16 protein-coding genes are annotated in these 18634 nt (G+C 39.5%); 6 read left to right on the top strand and 10 right to left on the bottom strand.

What is annotated here, in order from left to right; translation table 11 throughout:
• The first annotated feature begins 18 nt into the window (after nucleotides 1–18).
• Complete coding sequence (locus E3K36_09860; GenBank protein ID MCF6155538.1) at nucleotides 19–828, top strand: RNA polymerase sigma factor RpoD/SigA; 810 nt, start codon at nucleotides 19–21, stop codon at nucleotides 826–828.
• A gap of 31 nt (nucleotides 829–859) precedes the next feature.
• Here the strand turns inward: E3K36_09860 and E3K36_09855 are convergent, their stop codons facing one another.
• The 5 genes from E3K36_09855 to E3K36_09835 form a co-directional block, all read right to left on the bottom strand.
• Entirely contained in the window at nucleotides 860–2080 is a 1221-nt protein-coding gene (locus E3K36_09855; GenBank protein MCF6155537.1) for a hypothetical protein, read from the bottom strand.
• A 241-nt stretch (nucleotides 2081–2321) separates the two neighbouring features.
• On the bottom strand, nucleotides 2322–3089 hold the full coding sequence (locus E3K36_09850) for a hypothetical protein (protein MCF6155536.1): 768 nt from the start codon (nucleotides 3087–3089) through the stop codon (nucleotides 2322–2324).
• 95 nt (nucleotides 3090–3184) lie between these two features.
• Nucleotides 3185–5341 (bottom strand): serine/threonine protein kinase, encoded by a 2157-nt coding sequence (locus E3K36_09845; protein ID MCF6155535.1) that lies wholly within the window; start codon nucleotides 5339–5341, stop codon nucleotides 3185–3187.
• A 69-nt stretch (nucleotides 5342–5410) separates the two neighbouring features.
• Complete coding sequence (locus E3K36_09840; GenBank protein MCF6155534.1) at nucleotides 5411–5878, bottom strand: hypothetical protein; 468 nt, start codon at nucleotides 5876–5878, stop codon at nucleotides 5411–5413.
• 15 nt (nucleotides 5879–5893) lie between these two features.
• Complete coding sequence (locus tag E3K36_09835) at nucleotides 5894–6211, bottom strand: integration host factor subunit beta (protein MCF6155533.1); 318 nt, start codon at nucleotides 6209–6211, stop codon at nucleotides 5894–5896.
• Between the two features lie 376 nt (nucleotides 6212–6587).
• Here E3K36_09835 and E3K36_09830 point away from each other — a divergent pair, with 376 nt between their 5' ends.
• Complete coding sequence (locus tag E3K36_09830; protein MCF6155532.1) at nucleotides 6588–6725, top strand: 50S ribosomal protein L34; 138 nt, start codon at nucleotides 6588–6590, stop codon at nucleotides 6723–6725.
• Nucleotides 6726–6795: 70 nt separating this feature from the next.
• Here the strand turns inward: E3K36_09830 and E3K36_09825 are convergent, their stop codons facing one another.
• The 4 genes from E3K36_09825 to rlmN all read right to left on the bottom strand — a co-directional run bounded on the left by E3K36_09825 (nucleotide 6796) and on the right by rlmN (nucleotide 11253).
• On the bottom strand, nucleotides 6796–6984 hold the full coding sequence (locus E3K36_09825; protein ID MCF6155531.1) for a ferredoxin: 189 nt from the start codon (nucleotides 6982–6984) through the stop codon (nucleotides 6796–6798).
• A 138-nt stretch (nucleotides 6985–7122) separates the two neighbouring features.
• Nucleotides 7123–8589 (bottom strand): TldD/PmbA family protein, encoded by a 1467-nt coding sequence (locus E3K36_09820; protein MCF6155530.1) that lies wholly within the window; start codon nucleotides 8587–8589, stop codon nucleotides 7123–7125.
• A complete protein-coding gene (locus E3K36_09815; protein ID MCF6155529.1) occupies nucleotides 8586–10037 on the bottom strand; it encodes a TldD/PmbA family protein in 1452 nt (483 codons plus the stop codon). Before E3K36_09815 ends, E3K36_09820 begins: the two co-directional genes overlap by 4 nt.
• Nucleotides 10038–10191: 154 nt before the next feature.
• Entirely contained in the window at nucleotides 10192–11253 is a 1062-nt protein-coding gene (rlmN, locus tag E3K36_09810; protein MCF6155528.1) for a 23S rRNA (adenine(2503)-C(2))-methyltransferase RlmN, read from the bottom strand.
• A gap of 349 nt (nucleotides 11254–11602) precedes the next feature.
• On the opposite strand from rlmN, the gene E3K36_09805 reads away from it, so the two are divergent.
• Entirely contained in the window at nucleotides 11603–12742 is a 1140-nt protein-coding gene (locus E3K36_09805) for a hypothetical protein (GenBank protein ID MCF6155527.1), read from the top strand.
• A gap of 556 nt (nucleotides 12743–13298) precedes the next feature.
• On the opposite strand, the gene murJ is transcribed toward E3K36_09805, so the two are convergent.
• Nucleotides 13299–14921: a murein biosynthesis integral membrane protein MurJ gene (murJ, locus tag E3K36_09800; protein MCF6155526.1), complete on the bottom strand. Its 1623-nt coding sequence runs from the start codon at nucleotides 14919–14921 to the stop codon at nucleotides 13299–13301.
• Nucleotides 14922–15285: 364 nt separating this feature from the next.
• On the opposite strand from murJ, the gene gap reads away from it, so the two are divergent.
• The 3 genes from gap to rpe all read left to right on the top strand — a co-directional run bounded on the left by gap (nucleotide 15286) and on the right by rpe (nucleotide 18364).
• Nucleotides 15286–16287, top strand: a complete 1002-nt coding sequence (gene gap / locus E3K36_09795; GenBank protein MCF6155525.1) for a type I glyceraldehyde-3-phosphate dehydrogenase — start codon at nucleotides 15286–15288, stop codon at nucleotides 16285–16287.
• Nucleotides 16288–16328: 41 nt separating this feature from the next.
• Nucleotides 16329–17555 carry a phosphoglycerate kinase gene (locus tag E3K36_09790; protein ID MCF6155524.1) on the top strand — a complete coding sequence of 409 codons (1227 nt, stop codon included), beginning with the start codon at nucleotides 16329–16331 and terminating at the stop codon, nucleotides 17553–17555.
• An 83-nt stretch (nucleotides 17556–17638) separates the two neighbouring features.
• On the top strand, nucleotides 17639–18364 hold the full coding sequence (gene rpe / locus E3K36_09785; protein MCF6155523.1) for a ribulose-phosphate 3-epimerase: 726 nt from the start codon (nucleotides 17639–17641) through the stop codon (nucleotides 18362–18364).
• Nucleotides 18365–18634: the final 270 nt, after the last annotated feature.

The raw sequence follows: 18634 nt of genomic DNA, 5'->3' as shown, positions 1-18634 counted from the left end.
AATGAAGGAGGATAATGAATGGAATTTGCACTTCAGATTTATATAAAAGATTTAAAGAAAATTTCTCCTCTCACAATAGAAGAAGAAAGAAGGTTATTTGAAAAGGTTGCCGAGGGTGATTCGAAGGCAAAAGAGTCTATTGTGATAGCTCATCTTCCATTGGTTATAAAGATTGCCCGGCGATTTGTTTACTATGGGGCATCGCTTCTGGACCTGGTTAGTGAAGGAAATATCGGGCTAATACGTGCCGTGGAAAGATTTGACTATACGATGGGTCAACGGTTTGGCAAATATGCTTCATGGTGGATAAAATGGACTATTCAACGTGCTCTGATTAATAACTCAAAAACCGTACACATTCCCATTTATATGGCAGAAAGGGTTTCCAAGTGGAAAAGAATGTCGTCGAAATTGACGAATACCCTTCACAGGCAGCCCGGTCGGGACGAAATTGCACAAGAGTTGAACGTCGATGAGAAACAGGCCCGGTGGATAGAAAGGGCAGTACGGCATACCTTCACTTTAAACGAGATAGATTCCCGGAAAGATGATTCAATGGAACTGAGCGAACGTATTCCTGATGAAAGTGTGAAAATGCCTGAAGATGAGTTGATTGAATCTCATGATAAGAATGAATTAAGAAGATTGCTTGAGATAATTGATTATCAAGAGGCGCGGGTGTTAAAAATGAGATATGGTTTTGATGATATAGAACCCATGACACTTCGGGAAGTAAGCAAAAAACTCAACATTAGCCGGGAGTGGGTCAGGAAGATTGAGAAAAAGGCCTTATCTAAACTTGGCCAACTTATGAATTGTGATGAGTAAGGCATATATATAATAACATTATTGAAAGTTTTTAGAAGTTTAGCTCATATCCTATTGTTGGAATCCAATCGGCTCTGAGTCCGTCGTCATTAAGGGGCGTTTGTATGTTAAAAAATACAAGCATTCCCATGCGTGGACTCCACTTAAATCCTGTTGAAAAATCTACGATATCATTACCAATATCAGACCTCTCTGTTTTGTGACGGCCAATAATATCTACTGCAACAGAGAAATGGTTATTTTCAATACTAAAAGCATAATCGGTACCAGCTGTGTACATAATTCTATCGTGCCCTTCAGTTCCACTATTGAACTCATATCCTAAATTAAAATGTGGTGTAAAATGGCTAATATTTTTTGAAAATATGAGGAATGGTTTTACACTGGTTCTTCCCGTTCCTAAAAGTTCATCGTCGTCTCCCGTATGCAGCTTCACATCGAGTGCAGCTGAAAAATCTATCCATTTAGATGTGACCAGGTTATACTTACTTCTCAGGAAAATATCCCCAAGTCCGGTGGATGCGCCGGAAACTGAGTCACTCATTGTTTCTCCGGAATCCAGACTGTAACCCAGGGTTTTACCGGTTACCCCTTTTTTTCGTGTCCGATTTAATATCGTTGCAGTACTATCGACGTCGAGTTGGATCTGCATGACTGGTACAAGAATGGAGAAGTCCCAACGGTCTGTTATTCCATATGTACCATAAAAAGAAAATAAATTACTTTTTACATCCACATCAAAGTTCAGTTGAAGTAAATTTTTATCTTTTTGGTTTTCGTCTAATAATACAGTAGACTTTAAATCGTCCAAATCCCTTCCTTCTAATGTAGAAAAGTTAATGTATGTATAAGAAAAACCAAAATTTAACTTTCCTTTCCCGAGGGTAGGAGCCCTTTCTGCAAAAATAGGCCCAAGGCTGTCTGTCGTCCTTGTGAATACCTCTAACTCGCTATCGTACTGAAAAGCAAAGCCACCACTTGTTGAACTTACCGGGAACTCACCCTTTTCGGTATTTAACACTGAATTTAGACCCTGAATTTCAGAAATTGAATCTAAAGGTACCTGAACGGTTGTAATCACATCTACCCCACCAGTTTCTCTTTCCTTTTCAAATACCTTTGTTACAGGGATGCCGTTTCCACCATATAATGTTGTTATTAAGTCTGATAGACCGCTGGCTAAACCACTGGTTACAAAACGAGTAACTATGAATAAAGTGACAAGTATGATTAACAGGGATCTTGTTACCATGAAAATATGGTGTATCCAAAATGCTGTGAATAAAGGACGAATACCTAACCAGAACAAGCCGGAAAAGACAAATCCGATGCACATTCATGAGTCAACCCTGACAGGGTTAATTTATTTTTTGCTGAAAATGTCAAAATTATCTTTGGGAGATACTATAATACTTAGTTATTATCCTTGAAAAGTCAATAAAGTTTTTAGAATAGGGATAGGTATTCATAAGGTGAAGCGTTTGGAGAAATGCTTAATTACAGGATGGTGTTCCGTAGACCTTCCATTCAAAAACAACTGGGTTGGATTGTTGTCCCTTGCATCTTGCTGAAGGGGAAATTTTCCTGATACGGATGGCTTTGGTAGTTATGGGTTTTGCGAATGAATATTCGATGTCCCCAATTTTTTTTACAAAGTTACTATCTGTAATCCACGTGATTGCATCCGCATTTAAATATTGAACTAATCCGTTGCCGAGGTTTCTGCCTGGATCTATATAGAAAGGATCGTCTGGATCTTCACCACAACTTTCATTACAATCTGTTGTCTGTATAGTCATCCTTGTAAGAGTAACTGCTTTATTCCAATCGAGTCGAATCCATGCATTTTTCTTTTGCCCGACCTTATTTCGTGTCTTTATCCAATGGTAACTGCAATTATCTTTTTCTTTGCCGTCGTTCATCCTTTTCGGACCAAAGGTATTTACACCGCCGCCACTACTGGAAGCTATTGCACAGGGTGCGATATTTGAAACGACGGTAAGAGACAGGGAGTTTGACAGGGCATTTGCGGTAAAAGTTATTGTTGCAATTCCATTGGATGTACCATTAATCGTAAAGGAAATTTGTCCATTTGAGTTTGTCAATCCGTTGTTTGGCGTAACTGTGGCGGTGTTCTCTTTTTCACTTTTTGCAACAACCATGATGCCACTTAATGGGCTTCCCTGATTACTGAAAATTTTCACAGTAGCAGTGCCTTTGCCCTGGAGGTCGAGAATAAATGAGTCAGGACTAACGGTCATACTATCTGAAAAGGTCGTTTGGCAAAATACGAGCGTAAAAATAAATGGTATAAGGAGAATATTACATCTATACAACATGATTGCCGTACCTTAGTTTATTTTGTAAAACGATTATTGATTTGTTCCCGCAAAAGATCATATGTTATGGTAAGGTTATTCCGCAAATAATCATATTTTGTGGTAATATTATCCAAAATATTCTTATATATTGGGGTTTGCTTCTCCAATTCATCTGTCTTTTTGATAATCTTCCATATATTATTTTCGTTGCGAAGGATTTTGGTTATTCTGGGTAAAACTCTTTTATGACGATTCCCACGCTCATCAGTCCACGCATCGGTTCTGTCAAAACTAACAGTTGCCTGGCTGTTATCATCGTTTATCTCAATTATTTCATTTTGAATGAAAACCTTAACATCGTGTACATACTGGTAATGTTGCCGTAGTTTACTTTCTTCTTTTTCTGAAGATATATGACCAATCTCTTTTAATGTCTCAATATCTCCTTTTTCCCATGCCTTTTTATACTCCTGTAGCCAGCTTCGGATTTCCCTTTTTACTATTTCCTTCGGTTCCGGTTTTGTTACTGCCTCTTTTGTGCTTGTATAAATGCCATATTTTTGAATATTGTCAACAGCGGTATCTAAATAGTGATAATTGGCAGTTTTTTTTTCATCGGCAATATGATCTAAATTTCCGCTATCAATGGGATGCGGAGGCTTGATTGATATTTTATTGCTTGCAGAATCTTGTGACCTCTTGTTTTTACCCGGTTCTTCACCTAAAAATGCTTCCAAGTTATTATCCCGGGTTTTTTGTCTTTTGGTGTTGTCGTTTTTTTGAGCCCTGTTTGTTTCTCTGAAGGAGTCAGGAATATGAACACTCTTACGTGGAATAGTGGTGGTTTTTTTATATTCTTCTGGAAAAAAGAATACGTAGAGTACCAATGGAATTGAGAGGATGGTTGGAATGATAATAAGCAAATTATTTTTGGAATAATGCGCAAGCTGTAACTTAGTACTACATTTTCCTCTTTGTAATAATGATTTGAGTTCGTCTATTGATTGGGGTCTCTTATTCTTGTTTTTTTCTAAGCAACAGAATATAATATTTTCAAGATATTTTGGAATCTTTAAATTTTTATGTAACTTTCGAAACGATTGCGGCTTTTCATTTAAATGTTTATTCATTAATGTGATCTGATCCCCTCGAAACGGAGTCTCTCCCGCCAGCATTTCATACATGATTACCCCCAGTGAATATATATCTGTCCTTTCGTCACACTCACCTCGCCATTGTTCTGGTGCCATATAAAGGGGGGTTCCTACGATGCTTCCGGTCAGAGATATATTGTCATGTGTCCGCAGTTTTGCTATTCCAAAATCTAAAACTTTTACAAAATCGTCTACCTCTCCAACTCTGGACAACATAATATTCTGAGGTGTAATATCCCGATGGATGATTTTTCTGGGATGTTTGTGCGCAGTCGATATTACATCACACACTTGAAAAATGATATTTAACATCCTTGAGACGTCGAATGTGCCGTTGTTCTTTATAGTTTCCTTTAAATTATTGCCATGGATAAATTCCATGGCCATGTAAATTGTACCATTTGCGTCCCGGTCAAAATCGTATAGGTGGATCGCATTGGGATGCCGTAATTCCCTGATAGTAGCCGCTTCATTATAAAATCTCTTAATGTCGTGAGGGTTGTCGCTTAGGTTTATATGTAATATTTTCACAGCAACAATATCATCGATATTTAATAACCTTCTTTTGGCCTTATATATAGTACTCCAGCCACCGACTGCGATCTTTTCTATTATTTCATATTTTCCCCCCAATAATTTACCAATATGGCGATCGCACGTTTGTTGCAGTTGAAAGGCTGCCAACGTTTTGTTGGACGTTAGTGATGTTTGCTGAGTGTCGGATTGACAAGATGCTTCATGTTCAAATCTTTTCCCGCAGTGTTTGCAATCAATAATTTTCTGGAGATCATCATTAGCTTTCTTGATTCTTTTATTGCAGTGGGGACATAAGACGATCGTGACCCCCATCTTTTTAAAAAGATATGTTTCTTGTTCGGATGTTATATAGCCACGATCTTTCATGATAACTTCAATACTTTTTCGGTTTTCTTCCTCAAAGGTATCGACAACGAGTTGGCAAATATATACCTGTTCAGGTGTTGCAAATCCTTCGGAGATAGCAAGATTCCCAAACTCTGTATCTAATCTGTTTTCCATAATGATTTTTGATGAAAAATGGTTATACAGATAAAGAATCCGGAGAAGTTCTGTCTGAGAAGTGACTAGTTATCGTGTAGTTATATTATAATTGTTTTTAGCATCAATTGATATGATTTTCCGGTGTGCGTGTTTTTTGTTTTTTGTTTTTTTGTCATAGATACTTACAACTACAATAGATAATATAAAGAAAATAAACCCGCAGAATACCATCCTCATGTTTTGCGAGCTTGGATAGATAAAGGAAAATTTTTGACCCAGTAAACTGCCTGCTAGCAAGTTTGCGATAGGTAATATGAAAAGGAGTATCATGCTTTTATATGGGGAATGTTCGGTTATTTTTAATGTCACTTGCTGACCCACGCCTAAACCAGGAAATGCATTGACTTCTAAAAGATTAGGATTGTTTTCTATACCCATACAAACACCACAACTTTTGCATTCCTGTGAATTAGGCTTTATTATTTCCACAGTCGCCTGATTGCCATTGATATATTTTATGATTCCTTTTTCGATAATCTGTTTTTGTTTGAACATGCTGTATTAATAATTTTACGTTTCCTGCGTGGGCTCTTGGGTTGGTGTTGCGTTGCCAACCTTTTCTCTCATTAATTTACCTACCTTAAATACTACCACATTTTTAGCAGGTACAAAAGCTACTTCTCCGGTCCTTGGGTTTCTTGCTTTTCTGGCAGCGCGCTGACGTATTTCAAAAACTCCAAAATCACGTAATTCGATACGATTACCTTGCGCAAGCTCACCAATAATCTCGTCTAAAAACATTTGGATCGTTTTTTTTACAATCATATGGGTATTGTCTGTCCTTCTGGCAATCTTTTCACATAAGTCCCTTTTTGTCGTTGTTTGCATTACAATTCTCCTTTTTAAAACGAAAGATATTATTTTGTTGTGGAAGTGGTAATTTTACATAAAGATTCATGTGAATGGATTTTTTGAAAAACATTGCCTCCTTGTTATAGCACGAGATTAGGGAAAAATATTTCTTAGTCTTAACTAATTTCTAGGTATGATATTTATGATTAACTGCGGACATATTATCAATTCAAAAGATTAATGTCAATACGATTTTAACACTTTTAAAGTTCTAAATTTAAGGGGTAAGCACAGAAAATCATGATTCAATAGTTCTTACAAAATGTCTTGACAATAAATTGATAGATGTGATATGTTAGCAAAATTCTTCATTTCTGTGTCTTGTGTAAAAATTTTGAGGAGGTATGCAATCATGAAGGTTAATATCAGGAAAAGTTCTATAAAGCATAAAAGGATGTGCGGTTTTCGAAAAAGGATGAGGACGAAGGGCGGGCGTGCAATTTTAAGGAGAAGAAGAAGAATTGGCAGAAGACCCCTCCTTGATGTTTAGTAGCATGAATAAAAAAGACCTTAAATATCAGAAACTGATATTTAAGGTCTTTTGTTTTTTGACTATTTCTTTACTCTTCAATTATAATTGCTTCTACTGGGCATTCTTCAGCCGCTTGCCTGCAAGCATCTTCAAATTCTGAAGGCACTTCAATGTTTTTGGCCACAGCTACGTCACCTTGCATGGAAAATATTTCAGGACACGTCTGGGTACAAAGTTCGCAACCTGTACAAACATCAGCATCTACTTTTGCGCGCATGATCAATCTCCTTTTTATTGAATATCTTAATTAAAGGTATTAAAGAATTATTACCAATGAAAGCTATTAACTAACTATCGTTGTGTCTCCTTTCTGTGAAATTGTTAAAAGTTAATGATCAAAAACTCAACAATCAGTTTAAGATATAAAACAAGAGATGTTTTCTAACTTAACAGCTTGAACTGCAATCTCCGGTGCGAGAACAACCTCTTCACCTCCCCAGACAACCGTTTGCCTTTTATCGTTTGATACAGCAATAATTTTATCCAAAATATCCGTGATGTTATTATTAATCCTTACTGTATTGGGTTTTAGAGGTTTAACAATTTTACCTCCCTTAACTAAGTAGGAATCGGCAATGATGGTACTGGTAAAGTCACCTGCGGCAAGTCCATTGATGGGGTAAGTATACCAAATTCTTCCGATATAAATACCATCATTTATTTTTGATAATAAAGATTGACCGGGTACTTCTTCCTTGCCTCCTATGACAATATTCGTTGGGCATATCCGGGGTTGTATGGTATGGCTCCTTCCACCTTTTCCAAAACGGAAACCATTTCTCGGTGTAAACGAAACGATTTTATTTGCCAGTTTTTTTGAAAGGTAATTGTTTGCAAGAAAACCCACAAGAAAACCATTATGGATGAGGTCTGTTCTTCCCGTAGGAATACCCTCACAGGAGACTTTTTTACTCCCGATAGCGTCCTTTATGGTGCCGTCGTCATAAACGGTTAATAATTCAGACGCTATCTTTTGTCCCAGTTTTCCCAGAAAAGGAGTATCAGATGTATTTATAGAAGAAAGACTTAAGGCCGGTATCACGAGGTTTGTAAATAAGTCCGTCACAGGCTGTCTTCCAAAAACAACATTGTATGTTCCATCGGGTATTCTCTCTCCCCCGATTGTCCTTATTGCGCTTTCAGCTGATTCGCGTCCCGCCTCTTCAGGATGAAAACTGGATAAATGGGTACTGGTATTCCATCCTGCGCCTTTGACCCTTTCCATCTCGATCATAGAGGTTATAGTGGTTGTAAGAATGGTGGATTCGTCGAAATCGTCGATACCTTTTGTACTGACAATGGCCATACGTTCTTTTGTTATGGTAATATCGCCACCGACGATAATTGATTTCGTAAACCCTTTTTGATTGTATTCCGTAAGGGCACCTTTTAGTCCTTGCCAACCCAAATTAACAATCGTCTCATCACTCATTTCCATGACCGCAGGGTCATGGTAGTTTTCTAATACGGGTTTCCCGATAGGTACCGGAAGAGATTTAAAGTCGGGGTCGTGGATTCTGTTTTTCTTTGCCTTATTGAATGCCTCTGCAATGCCTTTGGGGGTAATAGTATGAGAGGTGCTGCCAAATCCGATCTTGATTTCTTTTCCTGTCTTAAAAACAGCCAATAAACCAATACCGCTTAATTGCGTTGATTTGGGTTCTTGGACACCGCTGCAAGGAATGTCTGATGTATAATTGAGACGCACAGTTATCTGTTCGTTCCAGGATGCAAAGATTTCTGCATCAATGACATTCTTCTGCTTTTTGACGAATTCTATTCCGTTACGAACACAACTTTGGAGTTCTTCTATACTTATCATGATTCTTGACGTCCTGTTAATCGTGCCTTTGAACGCAATGTTGGGCCACCGTTCCCAACGCGCATTATCTGCATGGGTTGTCCTTTTCCGCAGTTTGGGATAGGAAAGACTGTGAAGTCATTTCCCACGGCATCGATGTTCATGAGAAAATCCTTTGAATCAGCAGTAATGCCGCCTTGCCGATATAGTTTTGTAAATTTCCCATTTTCTATCTTGTATACCTTTTGTGCAGAAATTCGAAAATTTTCTCTGGATTCACTAATGGACGGGATGCGGTGGTTAACAATGAAATACCCCTCTTTCACTTCGGCAATTATTTCTGCGGGAAATTTACTCCCGTTTGCAAAGACTGTATTAGTCATTCGTACCAGAGGGACATAATCGGATTCAGTTGCCCTCATAGAGCCATTTGGGGGGTAGTTCAGTATTGCAGCGTATTCACGTCCATTCATAAATTCCTTGAGTACTCCGTTTTCGATAAGATTTACCCGTTTTGCAGGAGTCCCTTCCGCATCATACTTGTAGTGTCCATATCCATTGATGGATGGATCTGAATATGCGCTTAAAAGAGGAGACGCAATCTGTTTTCCCAACTCGTTATCATGAAAATCTCTAAATAGCCAGGATCGCCCTGCGTAAGCCGTTTCGAGTTTTAATGCCCTGTCTGCCTCTGTCGGATGTCCTACAATTTCATGGACTAAAAGTGCATTAAAATGCGGATTTGTTACGACCACGACAGCGTCGTTCGTGGCGGGGAGAAAATCTGCCTCTGTAAGTTCCAGGGTTTCATGTGTTCGCATGAAAGCAAAATCGGCAAGGGATTGTTTGTAAACGTTTTTCCCTTTTATAACTTCCCATCCACGAATATCTCCAAGATAATCGTAACAAACCTCAGGGACGCCTCCGGCTTTTTGTGCCACAACAGCTACCATTCCCTGGGTAAGTGCATATGATTGGTCAATGATGGCACCTTCGGTGCTGCAAAATAATTCCCGCCTTATGCCTGTTTGCGCGTCCAGGGCAGCGTATTGCACGTCTTCAGAAATGCCATGCATTTCACCAGAAATTTTTGTGCAAAGGGTAATGACCTCTTTCAAAGATACATTCCTCGGATCTTCGTCAAATACGGCTCCAATAACATCCCGGCTGATATCGGTTTTTGCAAGATTTACCCCTGTCAGTGACGGGCCGATTGGTTTGAACTCTGCCTTTTTGTCCGCGTTGGCTATTGCCCTTGCATGCGCCCTGTTTATTCCCAGGGTGACTATTTTGCTGAAAGTTTTTGGGTTGGATTCTGCCTCTCCAATAGGCTGACCATAAAACCCCCATGCACTCATCTCACCCGCGAGCATCCTGATGCCAAAAGAAATAGAAGCATCTTCGCCTATTCCCTTCGCCTTGCCATTCTCGGCATGAGCGTACCTTATTTCATGTATGCCAAGCCGGATGTCAGCGTACTTGCAATTTTTTAGAGAACTGGTCTGTTGAATGACCTTTGAGACAGTTTCCTTTAACGTATCGATAAGTTCTATTTTTATGCGACTTGCGATGGGAATGCTCCTTTTTGCTAAATTTAAATGAATAAGTTTATTTAACAAAATATTATGGGTTTTTCCATAAAAATTTATGCCTTTGCAGACGGAGTTGTCCACAGGCTGCGTTAATATGGCTACCCTTTTTCTTTCGGAGGGTAACTACGAGACCATGTTTTTCCAGCGTCCCGCAAAAGGTTTCAATCGTTTCCTGGGAAGGGGGTTTCCAGTCAAATTCTTCCACGGGATTTACGGGAAGAACGTTAATATTGCATTGAATTCCTTTGAGCAACATTGACAGTGATTCTGCATCTTGTTTTGATGCATTGAGGCCATCGATCAGGGTATATTCAAAACTGATGTCTCTACCAGTAACTTCAAAATATTCTCTTGCTGCTGCAATAATATTTTTAATACCTATTTTTTTATTCGATGGGATTATCTGCGATCGTATAATATCGTTGGGTGCATGAAGGGATATCGCTAGATTTACCTGGAGACCTTCGTGTGCCAATTGGCGGATACCATCTATAATGCCCACTGTTGAGATGGTGATGTGCCGAGCCCCAATTCCTAGCCCCCATTCGGCATTCATAATCCTAATCGCCTTAACGACATTATCGTAGTTTGCCAGTGGTTCACCGGTGCCCATAAAGACAATGTTGGAAAGGCGTTCATTGGTGAAAAGATGATTTTTGCCATGGATGGCCTCCTCAACAATTTCACCTGCCATAAGGTTTCTTTCAAGACCTAAGAGTCCACTTGCACAAAATTGGCATGCCATTGCACAGCCTACCTGTGTAGAGACACACGCGGTAATCCTTTTCCCTTCCCTTAAAAGGATGCATTCAATTACGTTTTCATCGTATAGATGAACTAAAAATTTTTCCGTGCCGTTTTCAGTTTGTGTAACGGCATCAACTTTGGTTTGAAAGACCTGACACTGCTCAGCAAGCTGCTTTTGAAAATTTTTGGGCAGGTTGGACATCTGGTCAAAGGTCGTTGCGCCTTTGCCATAAACCCAGGAAAGTACTTGTTTGGCCCTGTAAGCGGGTTCACCCATTGTGGTGCAAAGTCCCTCAAGTTCAGATAAAGACATATTGGTAATCGATAGAATTTCTGCCTTGTCCATGAATCTGTTGATTTCTTTTACTAATTAATCGTGCTTCTCAATTTTGTATTTTTCTTAATTATACGCTATAAAAACATATATTATCAACGAATAATATAGCTCGCCGATATCGTGTAAATTTGAGTGGGAAAACAAAGATTTATTCGTATAATCTGCCTTTAATAATAGATTCTTTTTTAATCACAGTAGTAAAATAAAAAATTCCATAGTATCTTTTAAAAAATATTTTGACTTTTTAGCAAAAATAAAAATTAACCCTGTCAGGGTTTTAAACCCTGACAGGGTTGACTCACGAATTTCGTGCTTCGGATTTTGTCTTTTCCAACTCGTTTGGGTCAGGAGGATACAAATGAATTCAATGAACAAAATTCTTTCGTTAATTTTTTGTATCAGTAATTGTTCTATGCTTCTGTTAAGTAATGCATCAGGCATGGAGAGTCAAGTCGAACACTCTCCAGTTGTTAAAGAATTACAAAAAATTGTGGAGTCAAACGAAGATCTTCGTTTAAACCTGGACAAAGCTTTAAAAGAGCAGAAAGAAGGTTCCTACTGGTACAATAAGAAGATTGAAGATGTTTTTAGTTTTTTTGATGACTGGCTTGTTTTTCTCCCAACAACCGATAATCCTGAAAAATATTCTTATCTCTTCAATGAAATTTATAGAAGAAATCAAAATATTAGAATGCTATTGAGGCAACCGCTTTTCAGAGATTGGCTCAATAAATTTGTCACTGCCAGGGGTAACTTCATGGATAGTGAAAAATCAGTTAAGAATATTAAAGAATGGGTGGAAGATCCAACCGTTAATATAGGGGAATATGAAGTTCCATCTGGTGGGTTCAAAAGTTTTGACGATTTTTTTACGAGAAAAATAAAATCGGGTGCCAGGCCAATTTATATGTCAGCTAATGACTCGATTATTACCTCTCCGGCTGATTGTACCATCAGTAAAATACATGGAAAGTTAAATACAGAGGCAATTTTCGAAGTAAAGGATGAAATATTCGATGTGAAAAAATTGTTAGATAATTCAACGTTGGCTGATAGGTTCTTAAACGGAGATGGAGCAATTTGCTTTTTGATGCCATCGGATTATCACCGTTTTCATTCTCCGGTTAATGGCAAAATAATTGAAGTAAAACAACTCGGAGGTCTCTATTTCGCTGCACAGGGTTGGACAAATTACTTTTTTGAACGTCGGCGTGGTTACTTTTTGATAGAAACTTCTCGCTACGGCATTGTTGGCGTTGTTCCTGTTGGTCTTGCTGACATCAGCTCAATAAGTTTCGTTCGCAAGGAAAACGATGTTGTTCAAAAAGGTGACGAGTTAGGTTTTTTTGCATATGGTGGTTCTGCAATTGTGCTCCTGTTTGAACCGAATCGGTTGATGGATCCTATCTATGTTAACAACACTGTTTATGAGGTGAGCAATGTAAAAGTTAAAATGGGGCAAAAAATTGGCTCTCTAAAAGACGAGTCAATGAAATAGCTAAGAAATTAACTGTGATAGTATCTTCCAAAGATAATTTTGAGATTTCCGGCAAAAATATTTTTATCAAGAATTGAAATGCCTTGTAATACAAGTTCCATAAATCAATTTGTAATATGACGAATTTTTTATAGTTTTTAAGAGACGAACCGTATGAGTCGGAAAAGACAAAAATCTGAAGCACGAAATTTGTGAGTCAACCCAGTCAGGCTTGATTTTTATTTTATTTGCTTGTTCCCAAACCATGTGCTGAACTTGTTGAAGCATCCGTTTGGGAACACAGTGTCAAGCGAAACTCTGTTTCGTGTATGTCCATCGAAACAGAGTTTCTCGACCCATTGCGTTCCCAAATGAAATTTGGGAACGAGTTGATTCAAGACCTCTCGTCGGAGTAATTCTCTTTTAGAAGGTTTCTTGCATGAGGAAGTTCCATCGAATTAAACTCCAGATTTAAAAAATTCGTCCAGTCGATTTACACTATCGTAAGAAGGGCTGGGGTCAGGTCTTGCTTTTAACATCAATATTATGGCATTTTTCCTCTACAATTCAAATGCAACTATTGCGTTTTTCTTAAGGATAGTCTGACTAGGTGCCCAAATTCCTCTGATTTGAGTAAGATTGAGGTTGCAGTAAATGCAGCGAGTGCGGACAGCATAGGGATAAATAATCGAAGCCCTTTAAAATAAAGACTCCCACTTCCGTTTAAATCGGGAAACATCCTGAGGGCGAACCAGCACGCAAAGGCCATTGCTACTGAGGCGATTACGGTTTTTTGTAACGAGACAAAAACCTCACTTCCTATCTTAATACGGAGTCTTTTTTGCAATATGATGGTTAAAATAACGATTTGAACAATGGCACTGATGGCAGTGGAAAGTGCTAACCCACCTTCCTGTAATACCCAGATAAGCGAAAGATTTAAAACGAGATTTAAACCAACGCACATTGCCCCCACCTTGACAGGGGTAACGGTATCTTTGACGGAGTAGAATGCACGGATCAATACATGGAGACCGCAGTATGCCCATATCCCGAAAGCATAGAAGAGAATGGCGCGTGATGTCCTGTAAGCCGATTCCGCATTAAACTGATTTCTCCTGTAAAGGAGATCGATGATCGGTTCCCGAAGCACGATGATAGCCAGTGATGCAGGAATGCCGATTAACAGGATAAATTTTAACGCCTTGTTGAAAGCAGTCGAAAAATTGTTCCAATCTTCTCGTACTGCATGGGTGGAAAAGAGCGGAAATACTGCTGTGGCCATGGCGATGCCGAATACGCCTAAAGGAAATTGGATCAGTCGGTCGCTGTAATAGAGTACAGATGCTGCGCCGGCTTTCATGGGGAAATGGACAGTCATCCCTGCAAAATTGAAGCTGCCTGGTCCGCCTTGTGAGGAAGAAAACCCAACGGCGATAAGGCTATCAAGCAAAACATTGACCTGCACAATGCCGAGCCCGAAGACAATAGGCGCCATGCGCGTCAGTACCAATTTCAAGCCTGGATGTGAAAAGCTGGGAATGAACCGGTAGTATAATTCTTTTTTCCGTAAGGTAGGAATATGAATGACTACCTGGACGAGGCCTGAGAGAAAGGTCGAGATGGCAACTGCATAAATCATCTTGTCCAGCGCCTTTCCCGTATAGGGGGCCAAAACGGCCCCCAATATCCAGCACACATTCATGACAACCGGTGCAAATGCCGGCATAAAAAAATGACGAAGGGTGTTCAGTACCGCACCCATAAAAGCAACAAGGCAAATGAAGAAGACATAGGGAAACATAATAATAAGCAGTTTAATGATGAGTTGCCATTTTTCCTGTATCTGAAATACCCTTGGAATAACAAAGAAAGAGCCTTCGCCAAGGAAGACAATGCCACCCAAAATAATAATGAGTGCTGTGGCTACAACGTTGAAAAAGGCGAAAGCTTCTTCTCTGCCACGTTTTTCGATGTGTTCGGTGAAGACAGGAATGAAGGCCGCACTGAGGGCACCTTCACCAAAGAGACGTCGGAATAAATTGGGGATCTTGAATGCGACGGTAAACGCATCCCATACCATACTTGTTCCGAAAATGCTGGCGCATATCATGTCTCTTGCAAGACCGAGTATGCGGCTTAAAAAGGTGCAGACGCTAATAATCCTTACGGAACGAAATAAATTATACGATTCAGACATAAACAATTTCGGCGATGTTTAAAGTTTTATGAAATTCTGCAATACTTTATTATATGTATTTTTACGGTTTTTGCTTTCCCTCAATTTTAATGGTATTTTCAATATTTTCAATGCAATTTAGTGTTTTTACGATGACGCACAGATTCTTGCAATAAAACATAATCCATTTTAAAGCCGAAAGAAAACCCTCTGGTTTTAAAAGGAAAGTCTGTTTATGAGGATTATTAAAATACTTGACAAATTATACCTGACTGTTAAAATACCTTGTCTTTTGTTTGGCATTTTATTATAGATCTATTTTGTTGGAGTATTAGTTTAGCTCCTTCGCAACAGTAAGCATAGGTATTGCAAAAGGATGGTTGCTATGGCTATTAAGGTTGGTATAAATGGTTTCGGAAGAATCGGAAGAAATGTCTTTCGTGCGATTGCTCAACGAGGGGGCATCGACGTTTTGGCTATCAATGATCTTGCCGACTCGAAATCGCTGGCAATATTATTAAAGTATGATTCGGTACATGGTAGATTTGACGGAAGCATAGAGGCAAAAGAAAAGTCATTAATGGTGAATGGCAAAGAAGTCAAGCTGTTAATGGAGAAAGACCCTGCGAAGTTGCCATGGAAATCCCTTGGGGTAGATATTGTAATAGAATCGACCGGGATATTCACTTCCAGGGCAGATTGCGCGAAGCATCTGGATGCCGGGGCTAAGAAGGTCATACTTTCGGCACCAGCTAAAGACAAAATCGATGCCACGATTGTTGTCGGCGTTAATACCGGGGATCTTAAACCCGAACATAAAATTGTATCAAATGCCTCATGTACCACGAATTGCTTGGCGCCTTTAGCAAAAGTAATAAACGATAATTTTGGTATTGAAAAGGGTCTCATGACAACAATTCATGCATATACAAACGATCAGCGTATTAGCGATCTCATCCATAAAGACCTAAGGAGGGCAAGGGCTGCTGCGGTGAATATCATTCCCACAACGACTGGGGCAGCTAAGGCCATTGGAGAGGTCATCCCCTCACTGAAGGGTAAATTAGATGGTCTGGCTATGCGTGTACCCGTTGCCAACGGCTCTGTAACAGATTTAGTTGCACTCGTTTCAAAAGATATTACAGTAGATGCTGTTAATTCTGCTGTGAAAAAGGCTGCTGAAGGTGAGCTAAAGGGCATTTTGGAATATTCCGAAGATCCTATCGTCTCTTCCGACATTATTGGAAATACCCATTCGAGCATCTTTGACTCGGCATTAACTTATGTAATTGATAAACGTATGGTGAAGGTAGTGTCCTGGTATGACAATGAATGGGGTTTTTCAAATCGTATGGTCGATCTCGTCGAATTGGTAGCCCGTATATAAATCTATAAAATAATAAATTATTATCAAACCAACCTGATTCCATGCAAAAATTATTTATAAAAGATATCGAAGTACGAAGAAAGAGGGTAATGGTCCGAACGGACTATAATGTACCCTTAGACGAAGAGGGGAACATTACTGATGATACCAGAATAAGGGCAACATTGCCGACTATTAACTATTTGTTAGATGAAGAAGCAAAGGTAATTATAGCTTCACATCTGGGGAGGCCGGAGGGTAAAGTAAATCCTAAATACAGTCTCAAGCCAGTTGTAAGGCGACTACAGCGTTTCCTCGGTGAAAAGGTAAAGGTAATTATGGCGGAGGATTGCATTGGCCCAAAGGTAAAAAAACAGATCGAAGAGATGCACTATGGGGATGTTATTGTACTGGAAAATCTGAGATTTCATCCTGGTGAAGAAAAAAACGACCCTGTTTTTGCAAAAGAGTTGGCCAGTCTGTGTGATGTGTTAATACAAGATGCCTTTGGGAACTGCCATAGAAAGCACGCCTCAATGATTGGTATCGATGGATATGTACCATCTGCGGCGGGATTCTTACTCAAGAAAGAGATAGATTATTTTGAGAAGGCAGTCAATAATCCCATGCGGCCAGTTGTAGCCTTGTTAGGTGGGGCGAAGGTTTCTGACAAGATAAAGATCCTTGAAAATCTGGCTAAGAAAATGGATAAAATCCTTATTGGAGGGGCTATGGCATTTACCTTCCTCAAGGCACAAGGTTTTGGCGTCGGCAAGTCCCTGGTTGAGGATGGCATGCTTGATACGGTAAAAAATTTGATGGATATATCTAAAAAAAATGGCACAAAACTGTATCTGCCTGTGGATTTTGTTGTTGCGGAAAATTTTGATGGACAGGCAGAGACAAAGGTAGTTCCATATCAGGAAATTCCGGAAAAGTGGATTGCCCTTGATATTGGTCCTGCTACTACGAAACTGTTCATTGAAGCACTCCAGGATGCAAAGACGATTGTCTGGAATGGCCCAATGGGGGCATTTGAATTTGATGCTTTTAGTCGAGGGACATATGCGATGGTAGATGCAGTAACAACTTCTCATGCATCAACAATCGTGGGTGGTGGTGATACCGATATGGCATTTCATAAATCAGGAAAGACGCACGAAGTAACGTTTATTTCCACAGGAGGTGGAGCATTCTTAAAGCTATTAGAAGGCGGCGAACTCCCGGGAGTTGCATCGCTGTCTGATAGAAGAAGAAGCGTAAGAACCTCTTCGCCTCCGGTATCTTAAATAGAATGGAGCTATTGAAAAATAGAGAACCTTTTTGCCATATATTTAACGATCAGGGGAATAAAGCAAAAAAATAGAAGCACATGCAGCCAAAAATCAAAATTGCAGCATCTATACTCGCTGCCAATCCGGTACGCTTAGAGGATGAAATTAAAAGGGTGGAAATGGCTGGCGTTGATCTGATCCATATCGACGTCATGGACGGTCATTTTGTCCCAAACATAACTATGGGACCATTCATTGTAGAAGGGATAAGGCGTATTACTCAGGTGCCTTTAGACATTCACCTGATGATTGAACACCCGGAACATTATGTGGATGCATTTGCCGATGCGGCAAAGGATGGTAGTCTGATAACATTCCATATAGAAACCACCGAAAAACCTAAAGAACTTATTTCCTTGATTAAGAATGCGGGTTTAAAGGCTGGAGTATCGCTGAATCCAGATACGTCGGCGGAGTTGGTTGAAGATCTCCTGGATGCGGTGGATATGGTACTTGTTATGTCTGTAAATCCTGGTTTTGCAGGGCAAAGATTTATATCAAATGTTCTACCAAAGATTGCAAGATTGCGCAGTATCGCACCGGATGAAACGGATATCGAAGTTGACGGCGGTATTACAACAGAAACCATTACTCTAGCTGTCCAACAGGGTGCTAATGTGATAGTTGCGGCTTCCGCAATTTTTAAAACAAATGATCCATGTACTGCAATTAAAACCCTCAGACAAATGGCAGAGCAGGCAGTAAGGGATGAATATCAAAATAGAGTAAACATTCATGAGCAGCAGGCTCACAAAAGGTCATGAAAATGCGCCACCCTCCCTTAGTCCCTCCCATCAAAAGAGGAAGAAAGCTCCTTCGCCCCTTGCGGGAGAGGGTTAGGGTGAAGGGTATTTTCGTGTCAAGCGCATAAAATTCTTGTATCAAGATTTGAAAAGGTTTATTTTTGCAAATTCGTTCATCTGGAAAAACAACTTGTTTTTTTCTTAAAAGTTTATAGACTAGAGTGTCATGTTTTATCGGATTGGATTTTAAAATAAGTAGACATCATCGGATTGATTTGATGGTGTGCGAAA

It is taken from the genome of Candidatus Brocadia sp. (assembly GCA_021646415.1).
GTDB lineage: Bacteria > Planctomycetota > Brocadiia > Brocadiales > Brocadiaceae > Brocadia.
This window is presented reverse-complemented; position numbering and strand designations above follow the sequence as displayed.